Genomic DNA, 23972 nt, shown 5'->3' with positions numbered 1-23972 from the left:
ATCATATTTTACAATCGTTTTTTCAAATAAAAACGAAATCATCGATTGTTGCTTCCTTTACTTATTATACACGATATTTAACGACATTCGAAAAAAATGATATAATTCACTAGAGCAAATTATAGAAAGGTGTATTATTTATGTCATTTGACGGAATTTTTACATATGTAATGACAAAAGAACTAAAGGAAACCATTGAAAGCGGACGGATTACAAAAATTCATCAACCGTTTAAACATGAACTTGTTTTGCAAATTCGAGCCCGCGGTCAAAATTATAAATTACTTCTATCGGCCCATCCAACTTATGCGCGCGTTCATTTAACGAACGAAGCATACGACAATCCTGCCGAACCGCCGATGTTTTGCATGCTTCTAAGAAAACATTTAGAAGGCAGTATTATTGAAACGGTAAAACAGGTTGACTTAGACCGCATCATTATTATTGAGACAAAAGGGCGCGATGAAATCGGCGATTTGTCAGTGAAACAATTAATCATTGAGATTATGGGACGCCATAGCAACATTATTTTAGTCGATAAAAAAACAAATACGATTATTGACAGCATTAAACATCTTCCGCCGTCGGTAAACCGTCATCGTACGGTTTTGCCCGGCTATGAATATATCGCTCCGCCGTCACACGGAAAAATAAATCCGTTACTAGTGAATGAAGAGACGATATTAAAAAAGTTAGATTTTAACTCCGGGAAATTGGCGGAACAGTTAGTACAACATTTTTCTGGCATTTCACCGCTCTTTGCCAAAGAAGCCGTGTTCCGCGCGGGAATTGCCAATCGCGCCACATTGCCAAAAAGCTTTATTGCCATGGTAGAAGACGTGAAGCTGGGGCGCATCATGCCGCAAATTTATTATCATGATACAAAAGAAACGTTTTATGTTCTGCCGCTTACGCACCTTCAAGGGGAAACGAAAACATTTTCGACCCTCAGCGAAATGCTTGATCGGTTTTATTTTGGAAAGGCCGAACGAGACCGCGTCAAGCAGCAGGCACATGATTTAGAGCGGTTTATCACCAATGAGAAAACGAAAAATGAAAAAAAACTAAAAAAGCTTGAGCAAACATTAAAAGAAGCGGAAAAAGCCGAACAATATCGGCTATATGGTGAATTGTTAACAGCCAATTTATACGCGATCAAGCGCGGGGATAAGCAAGTTGAAGTCATCAACTATTATGATGAAAATGGCAGTACGATTACCATTACGCTTGATCCGCAAAAATCACCGTCAGAAAATGCCCAAAGCTATTTTCAAAAATACCAGAAAGCAAAAAATTCGGTGCATATCGTTCAAGAACAAATTGAGCGGACAAAACAAGAAGTGGATTATTTTGAACGTCTCCTGCAACAAATAGAGTCGGCGTCCCCGAAAGATGTAGAAGAAATTCGCGAAGAGTTAATTGAAGAAGGATATTTGCGCGCGCGGCAATCAAAACAGGCAAAAAAACAAAAGCAAGGAAAAATTGAACTTGAGAAATATATCTCAAGCGACGGCACAGAAATTCTTGTCGGGAAAAACAATAAACAAAATGACTATTTAACGAATAAATTGGCGCATAAAGACGAGATTTGGCTGCATACAAAAGACATTCCTGGCTCCCATGTCGTCATTCGCAGCAAAAATCCGTCAGAACAAACGATTTTAGAAGCCGCCAACCTTGCTGCCTACTTTAGCAAAGCGCGGCAATCAAGCTCCGTACCTGTTGACTATACGAAAATTCGCTACGTCAAAAAACCGAGCGGCGCAAAGCCGGGATATGTGATCTACGAAAATCAACAAACAATCTATGTGACACCAGATGAGGATTTGGTGATTAAAATGAAAAAAACCGTCTGACAATGGGCAGGCGGTTTTTTTCGTTGAATTGGTTTCTGTTTTACCGAGCGAACCATCTACTGGCAAAACTTTTTACACTATTCCAAGTATTTTTCACTTCCGAAGCTACAGTACTTCCAACTTCTTTTACAATTTCTCTCGCTTTATTTCTGATTTTTTGATGAGTTTTCACTATTGTTTCTCCAACTTTTGAACCTGCTATATATCCAACCGTTCCACCGATAAAACTACCAACAGCTGCTCCAACTGGGCCAAACACAGATCCAACAGTTGCTCCGATTAACGCGCCTTCAGTACTTGCTGCAATACCAGCTACCGTTGCGACAGTCGTTTGCTCTATTTTTTCAAAGCCTTCTCTTATTGTCATTTCACCTGTTGCTACTTTTCCTAATATTTTAATATTTTCAATGGCGATATATGCTATATTAGCGATTGTTCCAGCTGGAGTTCCTTTTGGAATAACTGTTACTACTCCTTTTTCGACAGCGACTTTCAAAGCGCCTGCCGTCGCAGCTTTAATTCCAAAATCCGCACCAGACATTAATACTTGTTCAACGATTTCTTCTGATTTTATTTCTTCACCATTACATACTTTCTTTGCAAGCTCGATTCCCGCTCCAATGGCAGCTCCTTGTATCGCCGCATACCCGGCTTGTTTTCCAATCCCAATCGCAAGATCTTTGTTTTTATATTCGTTCCAATTTAAGTCATTCCATCTGCCGCTTTGAGCTTCTTTTTGCAATTCTTTTGCTCTTATTTTTTCTAAAGGTTCGCTTTTGATTTCTCCCGATCCAATGGATGCTACAACTGTTTTATTTGGAAAAGCTTTTTGAACTTCTTCTACTTGTTCTGCAGGAACGAGTAATCGCTGATTATTATAATTCCCTTCATTAATCATTCTTATCGTATCTTCAGCTGTTTTGCCATACTTAGCTTGATACCTTTCAACGATTTTTCCTGTTCTATCTTTTATCACAATATCAACGGAGTTTTTACCGTACGTTTGCCCATCTTTAGGAAGAAGCACTTCTGCTCGATACTCACTTCCCTTAACTGCTGCTTTCAAGTTAAAAGAATTCACATGATGTTGCTCTGCAATAAACCCATCTAAATTCAGGTTTTGATTAATCGTTCCATTTTTTGTAATTATTGTATTATACATGGATTGGTTTGCATTTTTCATCGCTTCATCCAACGTGTGAAGATATTCCGCTGTTTGTGCAGTAGATAAATGGGAAGTCGATTGCTTGAGTTGGTTTGCAAACCAACTCTCTTTACTGCGACCATTTTTTATCGCTTCTTGTAGAGACATTTTGCTAGTCTCATTTACTTTGAGCGTTTCAACAATCTCTTTACTAATTTTCTCTATCTCTGTATCGGTCTTTTCAGGAAGGTTATTTTTTAATTCCACCCTAAGCCATTCTTCGACATCCATTTTATCTTTATGATTAATATAGCTTTCTATGAATTTCTGTTGAAAAATTTGCAGTTCCTTCGCCTCATCTTCAGGCAATATTTGTGTATATTCGAATTCCTCCGTTCTCATTGCGTTCATATTCTCCGTCCCTTTCTCAACGAACTTATCAGAAATGGTTCCTTAACGATTTGTTCTCCCGCGGATTGTTTCTCAATATCATTTATTTTACTTGCCGGTTTTATATCAATTTTACTAATTGCTTGTTTGATTTGATCGATCTTATCCTTTAAAGTGCTTGAAATCGGTTTTGTATCTCTAGCGGCCTGTATTAAATCTTCAGTTGTTATTTTATCTTTACCGTTAATAAATGCAGATTCGATGGCTTCTTTTACAACAGATTCTAAATCTGCCCCGTTAAATCCTTTCGTTTCTTTTATTAAAGCAATTGTGTCTATATCTTTATGCCATTTGTTTCTTTTCTTGAGATGAATTTCGATAATCTTTCTTCGTTCCTCATCGCTTGGTAAATCGACGAAAAACAATTCATCGAATCTCCCTTTTCTCAAAAATTCAGGAGGTATTCTTGAAATATCGTTCGCTGTGGCAACGATAAAAACAGTATTTTCTTTTTCTTGCATCCACGTAAGAAAATGACCAAACAATCTCGTCGTGACATCATTTCCTCCACCTTCACTACCAACACCAGAAAACGCTTTTTCAATTTCGTCAATCCAAAGAACACATGGGCTGATCGCTTCTGCTAATTGCAATGCTTTTCTCATATTTTCTTCCGATTCGCCAACATATTTACCAAGAAGCCTACCGACATCAAGCCGTACGAGCGGCACTTCAAACAATCTAGCCGTCGCTTTTGCCGTTAAACTTTTACCGCAACCTGGCATACCAATAATCATGATTCCTTTTGGAACATCCACTCCAAACTTAATCGCTTTATCTAAGTGGTTAAACACTTTCGCCTTTCGATAAAGCCATGCCTTTAAATTTTCCAAACCGCCAATATCTTCTATACTCTCTTTAAAATTAACCATCTCCAACATTCCTGATTTTTTAATGAGCTGTTCTTTTTCTTGAAGTATTAAATACTTGTCTTCCTCATCAATATATCCGCCATCTTGATAGGCTAAATTTAAGATTTGGTTTATTTGAAATTCATTTAGTCCTCTAAATGATAAAGCGATGTCGTTTAGTACTTCTTCTTCCACTTGAATATCTAAACTTTTAGTAAAATTTATGACTAATTCAACAATCTCTTTATGTGTAGGTAGTGGAACATCAAATACAGTGATATAATTTTCTAATTCACATGGAATGGTCAACTTGCTAGACACTATAAATATCGTAGCGTTGTAATTTTCACGATACAAATTATCTTCACATATTCTTTTCAGTAACGCTATAACTTTAGGATCTTCCAAAAAATTATGTACATCTTTAAGCACAATAAAAGTTTGCTTTTCGTATCCTTCATCCATAATATTTATTAAAAATTTTTCCAAACTACATTCCAGCAATGGGCTTTTCGTCTCAAAATCTACGATTCCTAACGCATTGTTATATTCGACAATATTGACACCTTGTCCAATCTTCAAAATCAAATCATCAATTACTTTAAAATCAAAATGATTGATATATATAATCGGACGTAAAGCATCGACATATGAAGCTAAAAGATGTTCGGCATTTTTCCTCATCTTCACACCTCCATGTACAGAAGTTCATGATTAGCATTTCTGCTTTTATAATCAATTCCATCTAAAATAACAAAAGCGCCATTAATATCGCTCGAAGATAATTCCTCTCCAAATTTTCCGGCATTCCGCACGTAATTACCGTTTTCCATTCTTATAATCATATATTTTTTTCCTTGTGGTTCTATATCTTTCCAATAAGCTTCTGTATCGCCTTTAAAAATTTTTAATTCTTCTCCTATTTTTTCTTTTAACCAGCTTCTATTTTGTATAAAGTTGTTCAGTTCCTCATGGATGTAACATTCACTATCTAAAAAACAACTTCGCATCCCATCGTTCATCAAAATTGCAAAAACAGCTAAAGGGGCTTGTTCAATTAAAGTTTCATACAAATCCTTGTAATTTAAATTAAAAAGTCCCATATAATTTTTTTCTATCTCTTGTATATTCGCTTTAATTTTCGGCATATTATCTTTATTTTCGATGATATCCATAATTACTGATTCGTAACCTGCGTGATAATCATCGATAATGCTTTTAACTTGATAATTCGCCTTTTTATATTCCTCAAGTAACGCTGCTCGCTCGTTTACATACTCTAAAATTGCAATGCTTTCTTTTATTTTGTCATCATCACATTCCATCTCAAAAATCTTAATAAGTTGTTGAATGATCTCAGTATTACTATGAGCTGTTATACTATTGACTTTATTAAGATAGTCATTATATCCCCTAACAGAGAGCCATCTTTGTAGCAACCCATTTTTATATACATCTAGCATATCCTCAATTGAAAAATTATTTTTTAAATCATCAATATTTCTTACTGGTTGATTATCTAAAATGAGATTGAATTTGATCGTTTTAGCCATGTCTCTCCCTCCATAATTTTGACAATTATACCATTTTCCACTGTGTTACAACGATTCTATATACCACCATAAGACAATATCTCATCAACATTCGTTTTCTTACGTTGATGATACGTTTTTTATATCATAGTGATCTATTGTCAAACATGATAAATATGTCTGAAGGCCTCTCGAAAAATTTCCTACAGGAGAATTCTTCGAGAAACTCCTCCTCTTGTTTCTATAGGTAATGATGTCTTCTATGTCAAAAGCTAGCTTCCCAACAAACTTTACAACATAAATATAAAATCAAAAACTGTTTCATCCAAAAATTCATATATTTTATACATGCTTCACTTAATGGAATTTTTATTTTGAGTTGTCCATCATGTCAAATTAATACGAATAGTCTATACATTGTAATTTATAGGACAGCGAGGGAATGTTGATTTACTCACAATTCCCTCACTTCACCATTTTACTGTTGAGCAATGCTTACTTCGAATTGGAATGGCTCGATATTAATATCATAGTTTTCAGAACTTCCTTCAAAATAAAATTTAATTACTTGTTCATTTGCATCGATAGCCGGAAAAGGAATAATTGCTTCTACATTTGTTTTTGGTAAAATATCTGTCGGAATTTCAGGATATCCTGCCTCAAAGTTATCCGCTTTCTCATGTTGTGTATTACCTACTAAAAGCTTTGCATTATGCTCCCAGAAATTAATTTTGGCATTGCTCTGGTTTGAAATCGTAACATACGCTCTTGTTTCATCTTCTGCAATCTCTACTTTATTCAATTTTACGATATAACCATGCTGATTGATTTCTTTATTTACTTCAATAGTTTTAATTGGTTTGGAGAACGCCGTTACATAATCTGTCTTTTCCACTTTTTCTGCGTCAATAATTGGAGCAGTAACTTTTCCACCTAGTGCGTTTTCACCTTCAAATGATTCTCTAACAGTTCCAACTACATGAATGATGTCTTCATTTTTCACATCAGTCTTCGGGTCAGCTACAACAATCACATTCTGTTCGCTATTTTTTGGATCAGCAAATGCTTGAATGTAAATTCCGTCATCATCCTTCTCTGGTTCAACAAAAATTTTAGCGTAAAAATCCACTTTAGAGCCCTTATACTTATCTGGGTTAGAAATCATTTTAGTAAATTCTTCTTTTGACAATGGTTCTTTCGATTCTTGTTTTTTGTCGTCATTTTTGCTGGTGGATGATTGTTCGGATGAGCAACCAGCTGCTACAAGCAACAATCCAAATGCGAAAAATAAAGATAAAAGTTTTCTCATGTTTATCGTTTCTCCTCTCTAGCAATATTATGTAAACAGCACCTTTGCTGTTTGCTAAACAGATTGGATAATTTACCTACATTTTACTTCACTATACATGGACACTATCATTCTTATGAAACTATTGACTCGTCTCCCAACATAAACTTACCGAACTTTTCGTTTGTGTCATACTTAATAAAAACACCTAACTTCTTTGCAGGTTTAGAGATTGAATGTGCAACTTGAGAATCGTCATTTATAGCAATTTGTACTAAATGCGACAAATCCGTTCTACTTCACTGCCTGACGGTAAAAATGAATGGCATGTTGTTCTTCTTCCTTAATTTGTTCGGCTAATAATCCACTCTAATCCTCCCTTACCTATAATTTTCCAACATCTTCTCGATCGTCTCCCTCATCTCCTCACGAAATTCCTCCGGCTTAATCACCTCCAAATATTGCGCCTGGCTTAACAGCCACATTTTGATACCGCGTCCGTAAACTTCTGCTTCAATGACCGATGTTTGTCCATCTGTTTCAACGACTTTAGCTGTGGGCAGGCGATCTAAAATCGCTTGCAAGGAAGGTCCCCAAAACCGAAACGTGATTTTCATCAATTCCCCCGCATGCATAAATTGCACTCGTTTGCGAAATTCTCCCTCTTCAAACCGATTTTTATAATCGGATTGGAAACGCTCATTCGTAACGGTGTAACGAACAATGCGATCTACTCGATAAATTGTTGGAAAATTAAATTCATAGTCTATAAGAAAAGCGATTAAGTAAAAGTAATATTCTGAGAAAACGATTCCGACAGGTTTTAACTTCCTTGTGATTGGCGAATCTTCTCCTTCTTTCTTGTAATCAATGACAATCGCCCGTTTTGTGTGCACCGCACGACTTAAATCCCAAATCGTCTGAATGAGCGGTTGATTATGCTGCAACGAAACGTAGTGAAAATGTTCATTTCGTATGACATCTTGGATAAAACGCTGATTTTGTGGATGTGATTGAAAAATAAGCTTTTTTAGTAGTTGATCCATTTCTTCCTTTTTTAGTGCGCGGCTTTCAAGCAATATTTTGGCGATGACGAGAATTTCTTCATTTGTCAGCCACTCGTCTTCACTTCTCTTTAATACATATCCCTTTTTCTTGCGATCGTACTCTAACGTCATGAACGTATGAAACGAGTCAGCAATATATGTACGCAGCTCATCAATATCGCGCTGAATCGTTTTTTCATTGACACTGAAACGCTCTGCCTCTCTTTTTTTAGAAATTGTTTCCCCTTGCCGAAGCCGTTCATACATGGATAAAATTCGCATCGGCTTCGATTGTTGCTCATCCACGCTCATCCCTCCAAATTTTTGAACAATCGCTGCTCTGAATATCCATATCCATACTAACAAAAATGGGACTTAATACATATGTAACAATATATTACCATCAATACATAGACATTATTTGTACCTGAAGAAAAATATAAAAAATTTTACATTTGTCGAATCAACCATGTTGTTTCATATGAAAAAATAAGTTGTATACCTCAGTGTACAGTTACAAGTTCATAAGCGGATGCTATAATAATGATGTGGAAAAAAAGAAGGAGGTGAAAAAATGTGGAAGACGTATTACAGCATATTGTTAATGAATTAGCGTTTTTACGAGAACATATGGTGACAAAAGCCGACTTTGCCGCTATGGAACAACGTATTGAACGCGTTGAACAAACGATGGCCACCAAAGACGATATCGCCGCTATGGAACAGCGTATTGAACGTGTTGAGCAAACGATGGCCACCAAAGATGACATCGCCGCTATGGAACAACGTATTGAACGCGTTGAACAAACGATGGCTACCAAAGACGATATCGCCGCTATGGAACAGCGCATTGAACGCATTGAACAGACGATGGCTACCAAAGACGATATCGCCGCTATGGAACAGCGCATTGAACGCATTGAACAGACGATGGCTACCAAAGACGATATCGCCGCTATGGAACAGCGCATTGAACGCATTGAACAGACGATGGCTACCAAAGACGATATCGCCGCTATGGAACAGCGCATTGAACGCGTTGAACAGACGATGGCTACCAAAGATGACATTGCCAGCATTGAACAACGCATGGCTACCAAGGATGAGCTTGCCGCTATGGACAAGCGTATCGAACGGATTGAACAAACCATGGCCACGAAAGACGATGTCGCAGATATTCCTTTCATTAAACAAGCGGTGTTGGAAACATTGGAAGCAGTAAACGAAATTCCCACGCTCAAACAAAAGGTGGAAGAAGCGTTAGAAAGGACAAACGAAATTCCGGCCATCAAGCAAACCGTGGCACAACTATCAGAACAAGTCAATGAAATCCCGGTTATTAAACAAACCGTCATACAAATGTCAGAGCAAGTAAATGAAATTCCAACGATGAAACAAACTCTTGCAGAAGCATTGCAAAAATTAGACGAAGTACTTGTCTGTCAAAAACGGCAAGAGCGCGTGCTTGAATCTCTTTCATTCCGCTCGCTTGAACAAGAAAGCGAACTGCGCTCGTTAAAACAAATGAAATGGTAGGATGTTTCCATACACATCGAAACAACAAACGTTGCACCTCAATAGCTGCTCCTGCCATTTGCTTCATTCTTTTTCTAAAACAAGTTCAGCAAAGAGATTGACCCAACCCCGCAACTGCCATATATGATAAATCATGGGTAAAGCCGATTTCGTTTTATTCGGTTGTCTCAGCGGAAAATCTCTTGAATATCGGCTGATAACCCAGGAAAACAAACTGATTGAACGATTCCGGTACCAACTTGGATATCCGCTTGTTCGTACAGCCCTTCCTCATTTAACGCATAAACGGTAACCGCTTCTTTCATCGGATTGATCATCCAATATTCTTTCACTCCATAAGCCATATATAAATTAAACTTTGTGACTAAATCATGTGCTTGATTAGAAGGGCTTAATATTTCAACAATCAGAGTTGGAACGCCGACATATTTTGTTTCCTTAAACCCTGTTTCATCACAAATAATGCTAAGGTCAGGAATGACAACTTTTCGTTCCGGCAACTTCTCGCTGACAAGCTCTATATCAGTCGGTGCAGCAAACACTTTGCACTTTTTCCTTTCAAATACATTCCAAACTGCGTATAAATATTGCTGGAAACAAGTTGATGTTTAATGCTCGGAGAGGGGACCATATAAACAACGCCATCGATATATTCGAATCGTTCCCCGCTTTTTTCCCGCAGCGTTAAATATTCCTCGTACGACATTTCCGGAAAGTTCGGCAGCTTCATCAAAATCCCACCTTCGTACTATCATTTACAATGCCAAACAGAGATGATGACTTTTTGTACAGCAGCGTTCAAACTTTTCACAACATGGTAAGAGGCTGTCTCATAATGGTCTAAGACAGCCTCTGTTCTTTCACCTTGAGAACACTAAATCGTCCGTCCCCACTCGCTTGGATTTTCGCGCCACTCCCGCAATGTGGCGATGTCTTCCTCTGTAATAACGCCCATCTCCACCGCTGTTTCAATGAGCATATCATAATCGGTGAGCGTATGGACGACTATATTGTTTTCGGCAAAGGCTTGTTTTCCTTTTTCCAAGCCATATGTAAAAATCGCAACGACACCAAGCACGTCACAGCCCTCTTCCCGCAATGCATGAACGGCGGTTAGCGAACTGCCGCCTGTAGAAACTAAATCCTCAACAACGACGACCTTTTGGCCTTTTTCGACTTTTCCTTCAATTTGTTTCCCTTTTCCGTGTCCTTTTGCTTGGCTGCGCACATAACACATCGGTAAGGCTAAGCGCTCGCTCACCCACGCCGCATGAGGAATTCCTGCTGTTGCCGTGCCGGCGATCACTTGAACGCCTGGAAAATGTATACGAATTAATCCTGTTAAACCGTCGGCAATTGCGCTTCTGATGCCTGGATAAGCTAATGTGAGCCGATTATCGCAGTAAATCGGCGATTTCATTCCCGATGACCATGTAAACGGTTCATTTGGCTGTAAGGATACTGCGCCGATTTGCAGTAAATAGGTGGCGATTTCTTTGTTCATTTCTCTTTTCCCCCATTCCATTCCCGCTGTAGTTGTTGGTAAGCCGCATACGGATCGACTGCTTTTGTGATGCTGCGGCCGATGACGATCGCGCTTGCGCCCAACTGTTTCGCCTCATAAGGCGTGACGACGCGAACTTGATCATTTTTTTCATCCGCAGCAAAACGAATGCCCGGTGTCACCGCAAGAAACGCTTCACCAAAATGCTCACGAATAAACGGTACTTCTTTAGCCGAACAGACAACCCCATCCAGTCCGCTTCTTTTTGCCAGTGACGCATAATGAAGCACCGTCTCCTCCAGCGAGCGTTCGATCAGAAGTTGTTCATGCAGCATTTGTTCACTTGTGCTTGTCAATTGCGTGACGGCAATGCAATAAGGGCGGCGTTTGCCCGCTTCTGTTCCCGCCTCAAGCCCTTCAAGCGCCGCCTCCATCATCTTCGTTCCGCCGGCTGCATGAACATTGATAAGATCCACTCCTAAGCGAGCTATCCCCTTCATCGCCTGCTTCACCGTATTTGGAATGTCATGAAGCTTTAAATCTAAAAAAATTTGCTGTCCCTGTTCTTTTAAATAAGAGATAATCGCTGGTCCTTCTTGATAATATAATTCCATTCCGACCTTTACGAATAGCGGTTCGCCTTGAAATGGCTGTAAAAATCTTTTTACTTCTTCCATAGACGGAAAATCAAGCGCCACAATAAGAGGACTGTCCACTTTTTCTCCAGCTCCTTCCTGTGCACTCGGATATATGCTCAACTCCGAGTTGATCAAGCAGTTTCGGCAGCTCTTCAATGATGTTCGGACAAACAAACGGGTCGACAAAGTTGGCTGTCCCGACCGCTACAGCGCTTGCTCCCGCGTAGAAAAACTCAATTACATCTTCAGCTGATTGAATGCCGCCCATGCCGATAATCGGAATCGAAACGGCTTGGCTTACTTCATAAATCATGCGAATCGCAATCGGTTTAATGGCAGGGCCAGATAATCCGCCGGTACGGTTGGCAAGGATTGGTGCGGCGCTTTTTATATCAATGCGCATCCCAAGCACCGTATTAATCATTGTCAAACCATCAGCTCCTGCTTCTTCAATTGCCTTAGCCATCTCCACAATGTTTGTTACGTTTGGCGAAAGCTTCACATAGACGGGAACTTCCGACACTTCTTTCACAAGTTTCGTTAATTCAGCAGCGACTTCTGGAATGGTTCCAAACGCGATTCCGCCTTTTTTTACATTTGGACAGGAAATATTTAACTCAAGCGCATGAACATTTGGCGCTTTGGAAATTTCTTTAGCTACTTGTACATAGTCTTCCATCGTCGATCCGGCAATGTTGGCAATAATCGGTACATCAAACTGTTCAAGCCATGGCAGTTCTTCGCTTAATACTTTTTCGAGCCCCGGATTTTGCAGGCCGATCGCATTCAGCATGCCGCTTGGCGTTTCTGCGACTCGCGGCGTTGGATTTCCAAAACGGGGCTCAAGTGTTGTCGCCTTAATCATAATTGCTCCTAATTGGCTTAAATCATAAAACTGTGCATACTCCCGGCCGAACCCGAAACATCCAGAAGCTGGCATAACCGGATTTTTTAAAGACAGGCCGGGCAGTTTAACAGCGAGACGATTCATAAAAGCACCTCCCCCGCTTTGAAAACAGGTCCGTCGCTGCATACTTTTTTATATGCGGTATCGCTGTTTGGCACGCGGCAGACGCAGGCAAAACAAGCGCCGATTCCGCAGCCCATTCTTTCTTCAAGAGACAGATAGACATTTTGATTAGGAAACGCTTGTGCAAGCGCTTTTAACATCGGTTTGGGGCCGCATGAATAGAGAACATCAAACGAGAAGTTGTGCTCAGCAATGACATCGGTAACAGACCCTTTTATGCCATACGAACCATCCATCGTTGCTACGTATGTTTCTCCTAACTTAGCAAACTCGTTTTCTAAAAACACGGCATCTTTATGTTGAAACCCGAGCACATGAATCACATGGACACCTTTTTCCACTAATCGTTTGGACAATTCATAAAGAGGAGGGACACCAATACCGCCGCCGACAAGTAAAGCTGTCTGTCCTTCTTCGGCAGCCTCAAGCGGAAAGCCATTTCCAAGCGGTCCAAGAATATCCAGACTCTCACCGGGCATTTTCGTTGCAAGAATGCTTGTGCCAAGCCCCTCTTTTCGGTAAATCATTGTAAACTGTTTTCTCTCCTGCTTAATCTCGCAAATGCTAATCGGGCGGCGCAAGAGAGGTTCTGCCTGCGCCCCGATTTTTACATGAACAAATTGACCAGGGTTGTTCATTTCATCAACAAGATCACCTGTTAAAACGATGCGGTAAATATTATCGGAGATACGTTCGTGAGCGACAATGCTCATTTGTTCTTTGCGAATCATGAATGAATCACTTCCTGGAAATTTGAAAATTTCGGCATCACCGTCGTCGAGAATGTCATCGACTCAATGACTTGAAGCATTGCTTTTGCTGTATCAAGCGATGTCAAACATGGAATGCCATTTTCCACCGATTCGCGGCGAATCCGGAACCCATCGCTTTCCGGCTGCTTTCCTTTCGTTAATGTGTTAATGACAACCTGTGCTTTTCCTTGACGAATTACATCTAAAATGTTTGGTGAGTCTCCATTAATTTTATTAACAACAGTTACCGGAATATTTTCCGCCCTTAATGCTTCTGCTGTTCCGCATGTTGCCAACAGCTGATAGCCGATATGGTGGAAACGTCTTGCTAAATCGATTGCTTCTTCTTTGTCTTTATCGGCAATCGTTAATAGAACAGATCCGTAAGAACGAATTTGAATTCCTGATGCGACAAGACCTTTATATAATGCTTTTTCAAATGTCACGTCTTTTCCCATTACTTCGCCGGTTGATTTCATTTCCGGTCCTAAAGAAATGTCGACATTCCGCAATTTCGCAAATGAGAACACCGGAACTTTTACATACACTCCTTCGCTTTCGTGATGAAGTCCCGTTTCAAGCCTAAGTTCAGCAAGTTTTGTACCTAAAATGACTTTTGTTGCTATATTTGCCATTGGCACGCCCGTAATTTTACTTAAAAATGGTACGGTACGGCTTGAGCGCGGGTTTACCTCCAATACGTAAACCTCATCTTTATACATGACGAATTGGACATTTAACAGACCGATAATGCGTAAACCTCTAGCTAATTTAATTGTATAATCAACAATTTTTTGTTTCATGTTCTCTGATAATGTTTGCGGCGGGTATACGGCAATCGAATCACCCGAATGAACGCCGGCGCGCTCAATATGCTCCATGATTCCTGGAATAAATACGGTTTCCCCATCGGAAATTGCATCTACTTCAATTTCTTTTCCGATTAAATATCGGTCGATTAACACGGGGTGCTGCGGATTGACTTTTACGGCATTTTCCATATAATGAAGCAGTTCTTCTTCTTTATACACAATTTCCATCGCTCTGCCGCCAAGCACATATGACGGACGGACTAAAACAGGATAGCCGATTTCCTGGGCAATTCGCACGGCTTCTTTCACAGAGAAGGCTGTTTTTCCTTGCGGTTGCGGAATACCTAATTCCGATAATGTTTGCTCAAATTTGTCACGATTTTCCGCTCGATCCAAGTCTTCAAGAGACGTTCCTAAAATGCGGACGCCGCGTGCTGCTAATTCAGCCGCTAAGTTAATCGCTGTCTGTCCGCCGAATTGAACAATAACGCCAACAGGTTTTTCTAAGTCAATGACATGCATCACATCTTCAATCGTTAACGGTTCAAAATACAGTTTGTCGGAGATACTAAAGTCTGTTGATACCGTCTCTGGGTTGTTGTTAATAATAATCGCCTCATAACCTGCTTCTTTAATGGCCCAAACAGAATGGACAGTGGCATAGTCGAATTCAATCCCTTGTCCGATCCGGATTGGCCCCGAGCCGAGAACGACAACACTTTTTCGCTCTGTAACGAGCGATTCATTTTCGTCTTCATATGTGCTGTAATAATAAGGTGTTTCTGATTCAAACTCCGCTGCGCACGTATCGACCATTTTATAAACCGGGATAATCCCCGCCTGTTTTCTTATTTCATAAATTTCACGGTCGCTCTTATTCCAAAGCTTTGCAATGACGCTGTCTGAAAAACCGAGCATCTTCGCTCTTCGCAGCACATCTAAGTCTCCCATATTTTCTTTAATAACAGATTCATAGCGGATGATGTTTTCCAGCTTCGTCAGAAAAAAGCGGTCAATTTGGCTCCACTCATGAATTTGTTCCACAGAAATCCCGCGGCGGAGCGCTTCAGCGATGTAAAATAATCGTTCATCTCCTGCTTTGCGAATTCGTTTTTCAATCAGTTCATCCGGAATTTTGTCTGCGTCTTTTAACTCTAAATGATACACATTCGTTTCTAAAGAACGAACGGCTTTTAAAATGGATTCTTCAAACGTGCGGCCAATGGCCATGACTTCTCCTGTCGCTTTCATTTGCGTGCCGAGGCGGCGGTTGGCTGATTCGAACTTATCAAACGGGAAGCGCGGAATTTTTGTCACGACATAGTCAAGCGCCGGTTCAAAGCAGGCATATGTTTTTCCGGTTACCGGATTGATCATTTCGTCTAACGTTAAACCAACGGCAATTTTTGCGGCAAGCTTAGCAATCGGATATCCCGTCGCTTTCGAAGCCAACGCGGAAGAACGGCTGACGCGCGGGTTTACTTCAATGACATAGTAATGAAAGCTGTGCGGGTCAAGCGCCAACTGCACATTGCAGCCGCCTTCGATGCCGAGAGCGCGGATAATTCGTAATGATGCGTTGCGCAGCATTTGATATTCGCGGTCGCTTAACGTTTGGCTTGGGGCAACAACAATCGAATCTCCCGTATGAATCCCGACCGGGTCAATATTTTCCATGTTGCACACGACAATTGCATTGTCATTTGCATCGCGCATGACTTCATACTCGATTTCTTTATAGCCTGCGATACTTTTTTCCAACAAACATTGGTGAACAGGGCTCATTTTTAAACCGTTGGAAACAATTTCAATCAGCTCTTCTTCATTTGTACAAATCCCTCCACCTGTTCCGCCAAGTGTAAACGCTGGACGGACAATTACCGGATAACCAATTGTTTTCACAAACTCATACGCTTCTTCTAAACTATGAATAATTTCGCTTTCCGGAACAGGCTCGCCTAACTCGTTCATTAAGCTGCGGAACCGTTCACGGTCTTCTGCTTTTTGAATGGCTTCAAGCTTTGTCCCAAGTATCTCCACACCGCATTCTTCAAGAACACCTGTCTCGGCAAGTTCTACTGCTAAGTTTAGCCCCGTTTGCCCGCCAAGCGTTGGTAAAATAGCGTCAGGGCGTTCTTTGCGGATAATGCGGGCAACAAATTCAAGCGTCAACGGTTCAATGTAAACTTTATCAGCAATCTCTGTATCCGTCATAATCGTTGCCGGGTTCGAATTGACTAAAATCACTTTATATCCTTCCTCTTTTAAGGCAAGGCAGGCTTGCGTTCCTGCATAGTCAAATTCTGCGGCTTGACCGATGACGATCGGACCTGAGCCGATGACGAGAATGGTTTCGATGTCTTTGCGTTTAGGCATAAACAACTTCCCCTTCCTTTTTGAACTGTTCGATCATGCTGATAAATTCGTCAAACAAATGGTTCGCATCTTCCGGCCCTGGTGATGCTTCCGGATGATATTGCACCGTAAATGCCGGATAGTCTAAATGGCGGAGCCCTTCAACCGTTCCATCGTTTAAAGCGACATGTGTAACCTCTAACCTTGTTTGTTTCAGCGATTGTTCGTTAACGGTATAACCATGATTTTGCGATGTAATCGCCACTTTCCCCGTCGCTAAATGTTTAACCGGGTGATTGGAGCCGCGATGGCCAAATTTCATTTTTTCCGTATCCGCCCCGCAGGCAAGAGCAAACAGTTGATGCCCGAGACAAATGCCAAACAGCGGCACTTTTCCTAATACTCCTTGAATCATTTCAATGGCTTCCGGGACATCTTTTGGGTTACCGGGTCCGTTGGAGAGCATGATTCCATCCGGCTTTAAACGCAACACCTCTTCAGCTGTCGCGTTATATGGCAGCACAATGACATCGCATTTTCGTTTATTTAACTCACGCAAAATGCCATGCTTCATGCCAAAATCAATTAAGACAACGCGATGCCCGCGGCCTGGGCTTGGATAGGCTCTTTTCGTCGATACGCGCTTTACTTGGTCATTCGGTAAGTTCGTAGACCTTAACCATTCAACCACTTCATGAACGTTTACATCTAAATCGCAAATCGCCCCCTTTAACGTGCCGTGCTGGCGAATGATTTTTGTTAATTTTCTTGTATCAATCCCTGCTAAACCTGGAATGTTTTTTGCTTTTAAATATTCTTCTAACGTCATTTCGCTGCGCCAATTGGACGGAACTTTACAAACTTCCTTCACGACAAGTCCGTGAATATACGGTTCAATCGATTCAAAGTCATCGCGGTTGATCCCGTAGTTGCCGATAAGCGGATACGTCATTGTGACAATTTGTCCGCAATAGGAAGGGTCAGACAGTATTTCTTGATACCCTGTCATTCCTGTATTAAACACGACTTCGCCCACCATTTTTTCCGTACTGCCAAACGCTTCACCGATAAAAAATGTTCCGTTTTCTAAAATGAGTTGTCGTTTCATTGTGCTTCTCTCCCTTTCTGCCAAACAAGTTTACCGCCAACAAACGTCATCACCGGCCATCCTTTGCATGTCCATCCAGCAAACGGCGTATTTTTTCCTTTTGATACAAATGTTGTCGGATCGATGACTTGTTCCTGCTGCAAATCAATTACAGTGATATCGGCCTTTTCTCCGACTGCTAACTTTCCGGCCCGCAAACCGAACGTCTCTGCCGGCTTTATCGTTAGAAAATCGATTAATTGTTTTAAAGAAAGTTTTTTCGTTTCAACAAAGTGTGTATATAAAAGCGGAAATGCTGTTTCCAAACCGACGATTCCAAATGGTGCAAGCTGCATTCCTTCCGCCTTTTCCTCTTCTGTATGCGGCGCGTGGTCCGTAGCAATAAAGTCAATGGTTCCATCCAACAATCCTTCGATTAATGCGGCACGGTCTTCTCTTCCCCTTAGCGGCGGGTTCATTTTATAATTGGCATCCAGGCCTGGAATATCTTCATCACAAAGCAGCAAGTGGTGCGGTGTCACTTCCGCAGTGACGCGGATTCCGGCACGTTTTGCCTCACGCACAATGCGAACAGACTCCTTTGTGCTTATGTGACATACGTGATAATGACACCCTGTTGCTTCCGCTAACAGCACATCACGGGCAATATGAACCGATTCACAAATAGAAGGGATGCCATTGATTCCATATTTTTTGGCAAATATTCCATCATGGACAGAACCTTTATTTATAAGTGTGTTATCTTCACAATGGGCAACAACCGGCATATTCAGCTCTGCTGCCCGCTTCATTGCTTCGTACATCATTCCTGCTGACTGCACGCCGACACCATCGTCGGTAAACGCAAATGCGCCGGCTTCTTTTAAAGCAGCAAAGTCCGTAAGTTCCTTTCCGAGCTGCCGAATCGTAATTGCTCCATATGCTAATACATTGACATGGGCGGTTTTGCGAATGCGCTCTTGCAGCCATTCCATTTGCTCTTTCGTATCCGGCACCGGTCTTGTGTTCGGCATCGCGGCAACGGTTGTAAATCCGCCTTTCGCTGCCGCCAATGTCCCAGTTGCAATCGTTTCTTTATGTTCACCGCCGGGTTCGCGCAAATGGACATGCAAGTCGATAAAACCGGGGACAATAAGATTTCCGGCAACATCAATGATTTCGTCAGACTCAGCACCGGTAATGTTTTGAGCAATCTCGATGATTTTGCCGTGTTCCATTTTTACTTCTGCTTTCTCCATTTCACCGTTCTCGTTAAGCCATTTGCCATTTTTTAAAATAATAGCCATTCATCATTCCCCCTTCGACTGACTCAATCGCTCTTTTTAAAACTGCCATTCTGACATACACACCGTTTTCCATTTGCTTGAAGATTCTCGAGCGTTCACATTCAACAAGACTGCCGGCAATCTCGACATCGCGATTGACCGGTGCCGGGTGTAAAATGATGCTATGCCGTTTCATCCGTTTCTCGCGTTCTACGGTCAAGCCATACGTTTCATGGTATTGTTCCTTCGTCAGCCCCATTTGTTCTCCGTGCCGTTCATGTTGAATGCGCAAGAGCATCATAACGTCCGCTTCTTTCACTGCGGTATCTAAGTCTACATATGTACCAAATCGGTTTGTTTCATCTTTCCATTCATCGGGACTTGAAAACAGCACGTTCGCCCCTAATCTCGTTAATACTTCTGCATTCGAGCGGGCCACGCGGCTATGACGAATATCGCCGACAATCGCAACCGTCAATCCTTTAAATGTTGCAAATTCCTGGCGGATGGTCATTAAATCTAAAAGCGATTGGGTCGGATGATGACCGCATCCGTCTCCTGCATTAATGATTGATATGTTGACACCGTTACGCAATGAGTCAAAATATTGTTCCATGGAATGGCGAATGACGACGGCTTGGACTCCAATTGACTCAAGGGTACGAATCGTGTCATAGAGCGTTTCCCCTTTTTGAACACTTGACATATCCGCGTCAAACGGAATCGGCTGAAGACCTAATTTCCGTTCCGCTACTTCAAAGCTGCATTTCGTCCTTGTGCTTGGTTCAAAAAATAGATTGGCGACAAACACTTGTTTATTTGGCTGCCATTGCTTCCCTTTTGCAAATGCTTCCGCTTCGTCAAGCAGCAAAGCGATTTCTTCCAGCGATAGTTCGCTCAATGTCAACAAATGTTTCATATTTTATCCACTCCTAAAGATGTAATAAAAAACACCCTGCCGCTTAAGCAGGGTGTTTGCAAAGGCGTAAATGGGCAAGCTGGAAAAACTCCCGGCTGTGCACATTTTCTTCCCTAGCTGCAACACCCTTTTAAGCCTCTCTGGACTTAGTTAAAAGGTGATTTACGCCACATGATTGTTATGCTCATCTTCCGTTTCAAACATATTTTCATTGACTTCCGGACGGCCCGGTAAAATGAGGTTTAACAGCACACCGCAAATGGCCGCAAGCGCCATTCCGTGAATTTCAAACTGTTCAGATACTTTAAGAACGGCACCGCCAATTCCGATGACAAGAATGACAGATGAGATGACTAAATTGCGTTTGTCACCAAAGTCGATTTTGCTGTCAACAAGCATACGCAATCCTGACGACGCGATAATTCCGAATAACAAGATCGAGACGCCGCCCATTACCGGTGTCGGAATGGAACTGATTAACGCTGTGACTTTACCAATGAAGCCGAATATCGTTGCAATAATAGCTGCACCTAAAAGTACGTACACGCTGTATACTCTTGTAATCGCAAGAACTCCGATATTTTCACCGTACGTTGTTTTTGGCGGTCCGCCGATTAAGGCAGAAAGCATCGTTGCTGTCCCATCTCCTAAAATCGAACGATGCAGTCCAGGCTCTTTAATATAATCACGGCCAACGACTTTGCTTAGCACGAGCTGATGACCGATATGCTCAGAAAGCGTCACAATCGCAACTGGAACCATTAATAAAACGATTTCCCAAGTCATGCTTACATTGTAATCAATAAACGGAATGAGAAAATCAGGCATTTCAAACCATTTTGCTTTCGTTACTTGCGAAAAATCAACGACGCCAACCGCTAATGCGTATACATAACCAACGACAATTCCCGCTAATACAGGAATTAGGCTAAGCATTCCTCTTAAGTAAATCGAGCAGATAATCGTTGCCGCCAACGTCACTAATGCCACCGAAAAATGTGTTAAGCTATATTTTCCGTCTGGATTGTTCATCGCCATATTGACTGCTGTACTCGCTAATCCTAATCCGATGACAACAATAACCGGACCAACGACAATCGGCGGCAGCAATCTCATAATCCAGCGATAACCTGCCCTTTTAATAATGATTGCAACGACTCCGTATACAAGCCCCGCCAAGAAGCTGCCAATCATTGCTGCGCCAGGTCCGCCTGCCGTTTTGGCAGCAATAATCGGTGTAATGAACGCGAACGAGGAGCCAAGATAAGCTGGTACTTGCCATTTCGTGATCATTAAAAAGGCAATTGTTCCGAAACCGCTGGAGATTAAAGCAATAGCCGGACTTAGCCCGACAAGGTAAGGCACTAAAATCGTTGCGCCAAACATGGCAAATAAATGCTGCAAGCTTAACGTCAACCATTGCATTGGTGACGGCTTATCATTTATGTCTAATACTGGTTTGCTCATATCATTTTCTCCTTTCTGATTCTAATAAAAAACCTCTTTGCCACGAAGGTGCAAAGAGGTACAGATTCAGCCTATGGAAAATATCGTTAGACTAAATTCCTGTTCCCCTTTGTCAGCCTCGCGGGACTGCATTTAAAAGGGATTTATTTGTTTTCATGAATGCTTACTTGATCCATTTTATCGACTTCTGTTAATTCAACGACAACTATTTCCGAGCTTGATGTTGGAATATTTTTTCCGACAAAATCAGCACGAATCGGCAGCTCGCGATGACCGCGGTCAACGAGTACAGCCAGCTGAATTTGCGCCGGGCGTCCAAGGTCCATCAACGCATCCATGGCTGCTCTGACCGTACGTCCTGTAAAAAGAACATCATCGACTAAAATCACTTTTTTGTTTGTTATATCGACCGGGACATTCGTCCCCTTCACGAGTGGTTCTTTATCGCTCGTTTTCATTGTTAAATCATCACGATAGAGCGTAATATCCAACTCGCCTACTGGAATGGCCGTTCCTTCAATTTGCTCAATTCGTTCGGCAAGACGTCTCGCTAAATAAATGCCGCGCGTCTTAATGCCAACGAGAACACAATTTTCAATTCCTTTGTTGCGCTCAATAATTTCATGAGCAATTCTCGTCAATGCGCGGCGAATCGCCTGTTCATCAAGAACAACTGCTTTTTGCATCGTCTTTCACCTCACAAAAAAATTCCTCCCGCCCAAGAAGCGAGAGGAATGGTTGATTTAACATGCATGCACCCATACTGATTCCTATATCATCCGATTCCTTCTCAGCCTCACGGGACTGAATTTAAAGGTTCTATTCACTTGGTCTTAATTTTACTTTTATGAATGGATTTTGTCAACGATTATTTCGCAGCATATCTAAAACGCGCTGAAATTCCTCAGGTAATGGTGCCTCAAATTGTAAATACTCCCCGGTACGCGGGTGAGTAAACCCTAATATTCCTGCATGCAATGCCTGCCCATCAATCGGGAGCGTTTTTTTCGGACCGTATTTCGGATCGCCAGCAAGCGGATAGCCGATATATTTCATATGAACGCGAATTTGATGGGTCCGGCCCGTTTCCAACTGACATTCGATAAAAGTAAATTTATCGAACCGTTCAAGAACGCGGAAATGTGTCACCGCCTCTTTACCATTTTCCTCTGTCACCGTCATGCTTTGGCGGTCATGTTTATCCCTGCCGATCGGCGCATCAATTGTTCCATAATCATGCGGGATCACCCCATGGACAATCGCCTTGTATTTCCGCGTAACCGTCTTATTCACAAGCTGGTTGACAAGCGATTCATGGGCGAAATCATTTTTGGCTACCATTAAAAGTCCTGAAGTATCTTTATCGATGCGATGCACAATTCCCGGACGCAGCACGCCGTTGATGCCGGATAAATCTTTACAATGAGCCAGCAACCCGTTGACAAGCGTCCCGCGCATATGGCCGGGGGCCGGATGAACAACCATTCCGCGCGGTTTATTCACGACGATCACATCAGCATCTTCATAATATATATCTAAATCCATCTCTTCCGGCTCAACATCAAGCGGCTCCGGCTCAGGAAGTTCGATGACAACCGCATCACCCGCTGAACATTTATAATTTGCTTTTACCGCTCTGCCATTCACCGTTACTAACCCATCTTTCATCCATTGCTGAACTTGTGAGCGTGACCACTCTTCGTTAAGTGAAGAGATCACCTTGTCAATCCGCTCTTTATCCTGTTCCTCCTCAATGGTAAATTGGATCACTTCCATTACTCATTCTCCTTTTCTTTTCTTCCATCGATTATTGTTTGCAGCAAAATAAGCGCAACACCAATACATAACGCTGAATCTGCGATATTAAAAATCGGAAAGCTGTATGTAAAAATGTATGTATGAATAAAATCGACCACTTCTTGACGAAAAAGACGATCGATAAAATTGCCAATCGCTCCGCCAAGCATCAATCCAAGAGCCGTGCCAAACAGCTTTTCCCCGCGCGGCAAACGTTGAATGTACACGACTAACCCAATGACGACGATAATCGTGATGATGTAAAAAAACCAAAACTGTCCTTGCAAAATCCCCCACGCTGCACCACGATTGCGGTGCGAAGTAATATAAAGCACATCGGTAATAATCGGAATGCTTTCCCCAAGTTCCATATATTGAACAACGAGCCATTTTGTCAGCTGATCAATAAAAATCACAACGAGCGCAATGATATAATAAATCACAAAATTACCCCCAACTGAGCAGATGTACCTTAAGAATTGTAGCATATTCATTTTATACTATACAACGTAAAACTATAAAGCCTTGCCAGTACGAATACGTTTATCATTCAAACTCGTTTTTTGTTTATATAAAAAATTCGTTTTGACAAACGTAAGATAAAAAAGGGCTGACCTAAAGC

19 protein-coding genes and 1 pseudogene are annotated in these 23972 nt (G+C 41.5%); 2 read left to right on the top strand and 18 right to left on the bottom strand.

From position 1 onward, the window contains the following. The first annotated feature begins 140 nt into the window (after positions 1–140). Entirely contained in the window at positions 141–1856 is a 1716-nt protein-coding gene (locus tag B0I26_RS01295; RefSeq protein ID WP_111643665.1) for an Rqc2 family fibronectin-binding protein, read from the top strand. 40 nt (positions 1857–1896) lie between these two features. Here the strand turns inward: B0I26_RS01295 and B0I26_RS01290 are convergent, their stop codons facing one another. The 5 genes from B0I26_RS01290 to B0I26_RS01270 form a co-directional block, all read right to left on the bottom strand. Continuing rightward, on the bottom strand, positions 1897–3411 hold the full coding sequence (locus B0I26_RS01290; protein WP_111643664.1) for a glycine zipper domain-containing protein: 1515 nt from the start codon (positions 3409–3411) through the stop codon (positions 1897–1899). Further along, positions 3408–4985, bottom strand: coding sequence for an AAA family ATPase (locus B0I26_RS01285; protein WP_111643663.1), 1578 nt, complete (start codon positions 4983–4985; stop codon positions 3408–3410). Before B0I26_RS01285 ends, B0I26_RS01290 begins: the two co-directional genes overlap by 4 nt. Before the next feature lie 2 nt (positions 4986–4987). Continuing rightward, complete coding sequence (locus tag B0I26_RS01280) at positions 4988–5854, bottom strand: hypothetical protein (RefSeq protein WP_111643662.1); 867 nt, start codon at positions 5852–5854, stop codon at positions 4988–4990. 457 nt (positions 5855–6311) lie between these two features. Then, a complete protein-coding gene (locus B0I26_RS01275; RefSeq protein ID WP_111643661.1) occupies positions 6312–7142 on the bottom strand; it encodes a DUF4352 domain-containing protein in 831 nt (276 codons plus the stop codon). Positions 7143–7501: 359 nt separating this feature from the next. After that, positions 7502–8473, bottom strand: coding sequence for a helix-turn-helix transcriptional regulator (locus tag B0I26_RS01270; RefSeq protein WP_111643660.1), 972 nt, complete (start codon positions 8471–8473; stop codon positions 7502–7504). 270 nt (positions 8474–8743) lie between these two features. Between B0I26_RS01270 and B0I26_RS01265 the strand changes: the two genes are divergently transcribed. Next, positions 8744–9703, top strand: a complete 960-nt coding sequence (locus B0I26_RS01265; RefSeq protein WP_111643659.1) for a coiled-coil domain-containing protein — start codon at positions 8744–8746, stop codon at positions 9701–9703. Between the two features lie 167 nt (positions 9704–9870). Here B0I26_RS01265 and B0I26_RS01260 read toward each other — a convergent pair. From B0I26_RS01260 to lspA, 13 genes and pseudogenes are all read right to left on the bottom strand, one after another. Then, positions 9871–10409, bottom strand: a pseudogene (locus B0I26_RS01260) (Uma2 family endonuclease). 168 nt (positions 10410–10577) lie between these two features. Further along, entirely contained in the window at positions 10578–11207 is a 630-nt protein-coding gene (pyrE, locus tag B0I26_RS01255; RefSeq protein WP_111643658.1) for an orotate phosphoribosyltransferase, read from the bottom strand. Continuing rightward, complete coding sequence (gene pyrF, locus B0I26_RS01250; protein ID WP_111643657.1) at positions 11204–11923, bottom strand: orotidine-5'-phosphate decarboxylase; 720 nt, start codon at positions 11921–11923, stop codon at positions 11204–11206. Before pyrF ends, pyrE begins: the two co-directional genes overlap by 4 nt. Then, entirely contained in the window at positions 11895–12836 is a 942-nt protein-coding gene (locus B0I26_RS01245) for a dihydroorotate dehydrogenase (protein ID WP_111643656.1), read from the bottom strand. Before B0I26_RS01245 ends, pyrF begins: the two co-directional genes overlap by 29 nt. Then, complete coding sequence (locus tag B0I26_RS01240; protein ID WP_111643655.1) at positions 12833–13606, bottom strand: dihydroorotate dehydrogenase electron transfer subunit; 774 nt, start codon at positions 13604–13606, stop codon at positions 12833–12835. The genes B0I26_RS01245 and B0I26_RS01240 overlap by 4 nt, the downstream gene beginning before the upstream one ends. After that, entirely contained in the window at positions 13603–16815 is a 3213-nt protein-coding gene (gene carB, locus B0I26_RS01235; protein ID WP_111643654.1) for a carbamoyl-phosphate synthase large subunit, read from the bottom strand. The genes B0I26_RS01240 and carB overlap by 4 nt, the downstream gene beginning before the upstream one ends. Next, entirely contained in the window at positions 16808–17902 is a 1095-nt protein-coding gene (locus B0I26_RS01230) for a carbamoyl phosphate synthase small subunit (protein WP_111643653.1), read from the bottom strand. The genes carB and B0I26_RS01230 overlap by 8 nt, the downstream gene beginning before the upstream one ends. Beyond that, a complete protein-coding gene (locus tag B0I26_RS01225; protein ID WP_111643652.1) occupies positions 17899–19188 on the bottom strand; it encodes a dihydroorotase in 1290 nt (429 codons plus the stop codon). The genes B0I26_RS01230 and B0I26_RS01225 overlap by 4 nt, the downstream gene beginning before the upstream one ends. Further along, positions 19154–20086 (bottom strand): aspartate carbamoyltransferase catalytic subunit, encoded by a 933-nt coding sequence (locus tag B0I26_RS01220; RefSeq protein ID WP_111643651.1) that lies wholly within the window; start codon positions 20084–20086, stop codon positions 19154–19156. Before B0I26_RS01220 ends, B0I26_RS01225 begins: the two co-directional genes overlap by 35 nt. A gap of 162 nt (positions 20087–20248) precedes the next feature. Beyond that, complete coding sequence (locus B0I26_RS01215) at positions 20249–21553, bottom strand: solute carrier family 23 protein (RefSeq protein ID WP_111643650.1); 1305 nt, start codon at positions 21551–21553, stop codon at positions 20249–20251. 143 nt (positions 21554–21696) lie between these two features. Further along, complete coding sequence (pyrR, locus tag B0I26_RS01210; RefSeq protein WP_111643649.1) at positions 21697–22239, bottom strand: bifunctional pyr operon transcriptional regulator/uracil phosphoribosyltransferase PyrR; 543 nt, start codon at positions 22237–22239, stop codon at positions 21697–21699. Positions 22240–22414: 175 nt separating this feature from the next. Continuing rightward, the gene (locus B0I26_RS01205) at positions 22415–23329 is read right to left on the bottom strand and encodes an RluA family pseudouridine synthase (RefSeq protein ID WP_111643648.1); all 915 of its coding nucleotides are present in this window, start codon (positions 23327–23329) and stop codon (positions 22415–22417) included. Then, a complete protein-coding gene (gene lspA, locus B0I26_RS01200) occupies positions 23329–23793 on the bottom strand; it encodes a signal peptidase II (RefSeq protein WP_111643647.1) in 465 nt (154 codons plus the stop codon). The genes B0I26_RS01205 and lspA overlap by 1 nt, the downstream gene beginning before the upstream one ends. Between the last annotated feature and the right edge of the window lie 179 nt (positions 23794–23972).

This window comes from Paranoxybacillus vitaminiphilus, assembly GCF_003259935.1.
Lineage (GTDB): Bacteria > Bacillota > Bacilli > Bacillales > Anoxybacillaceae > Paranoxybacillus > Paranoxybacillus vitaminiphilus.
This window is presented reverse-complemented; position numbering and strand designations above follow the sequence as displayed.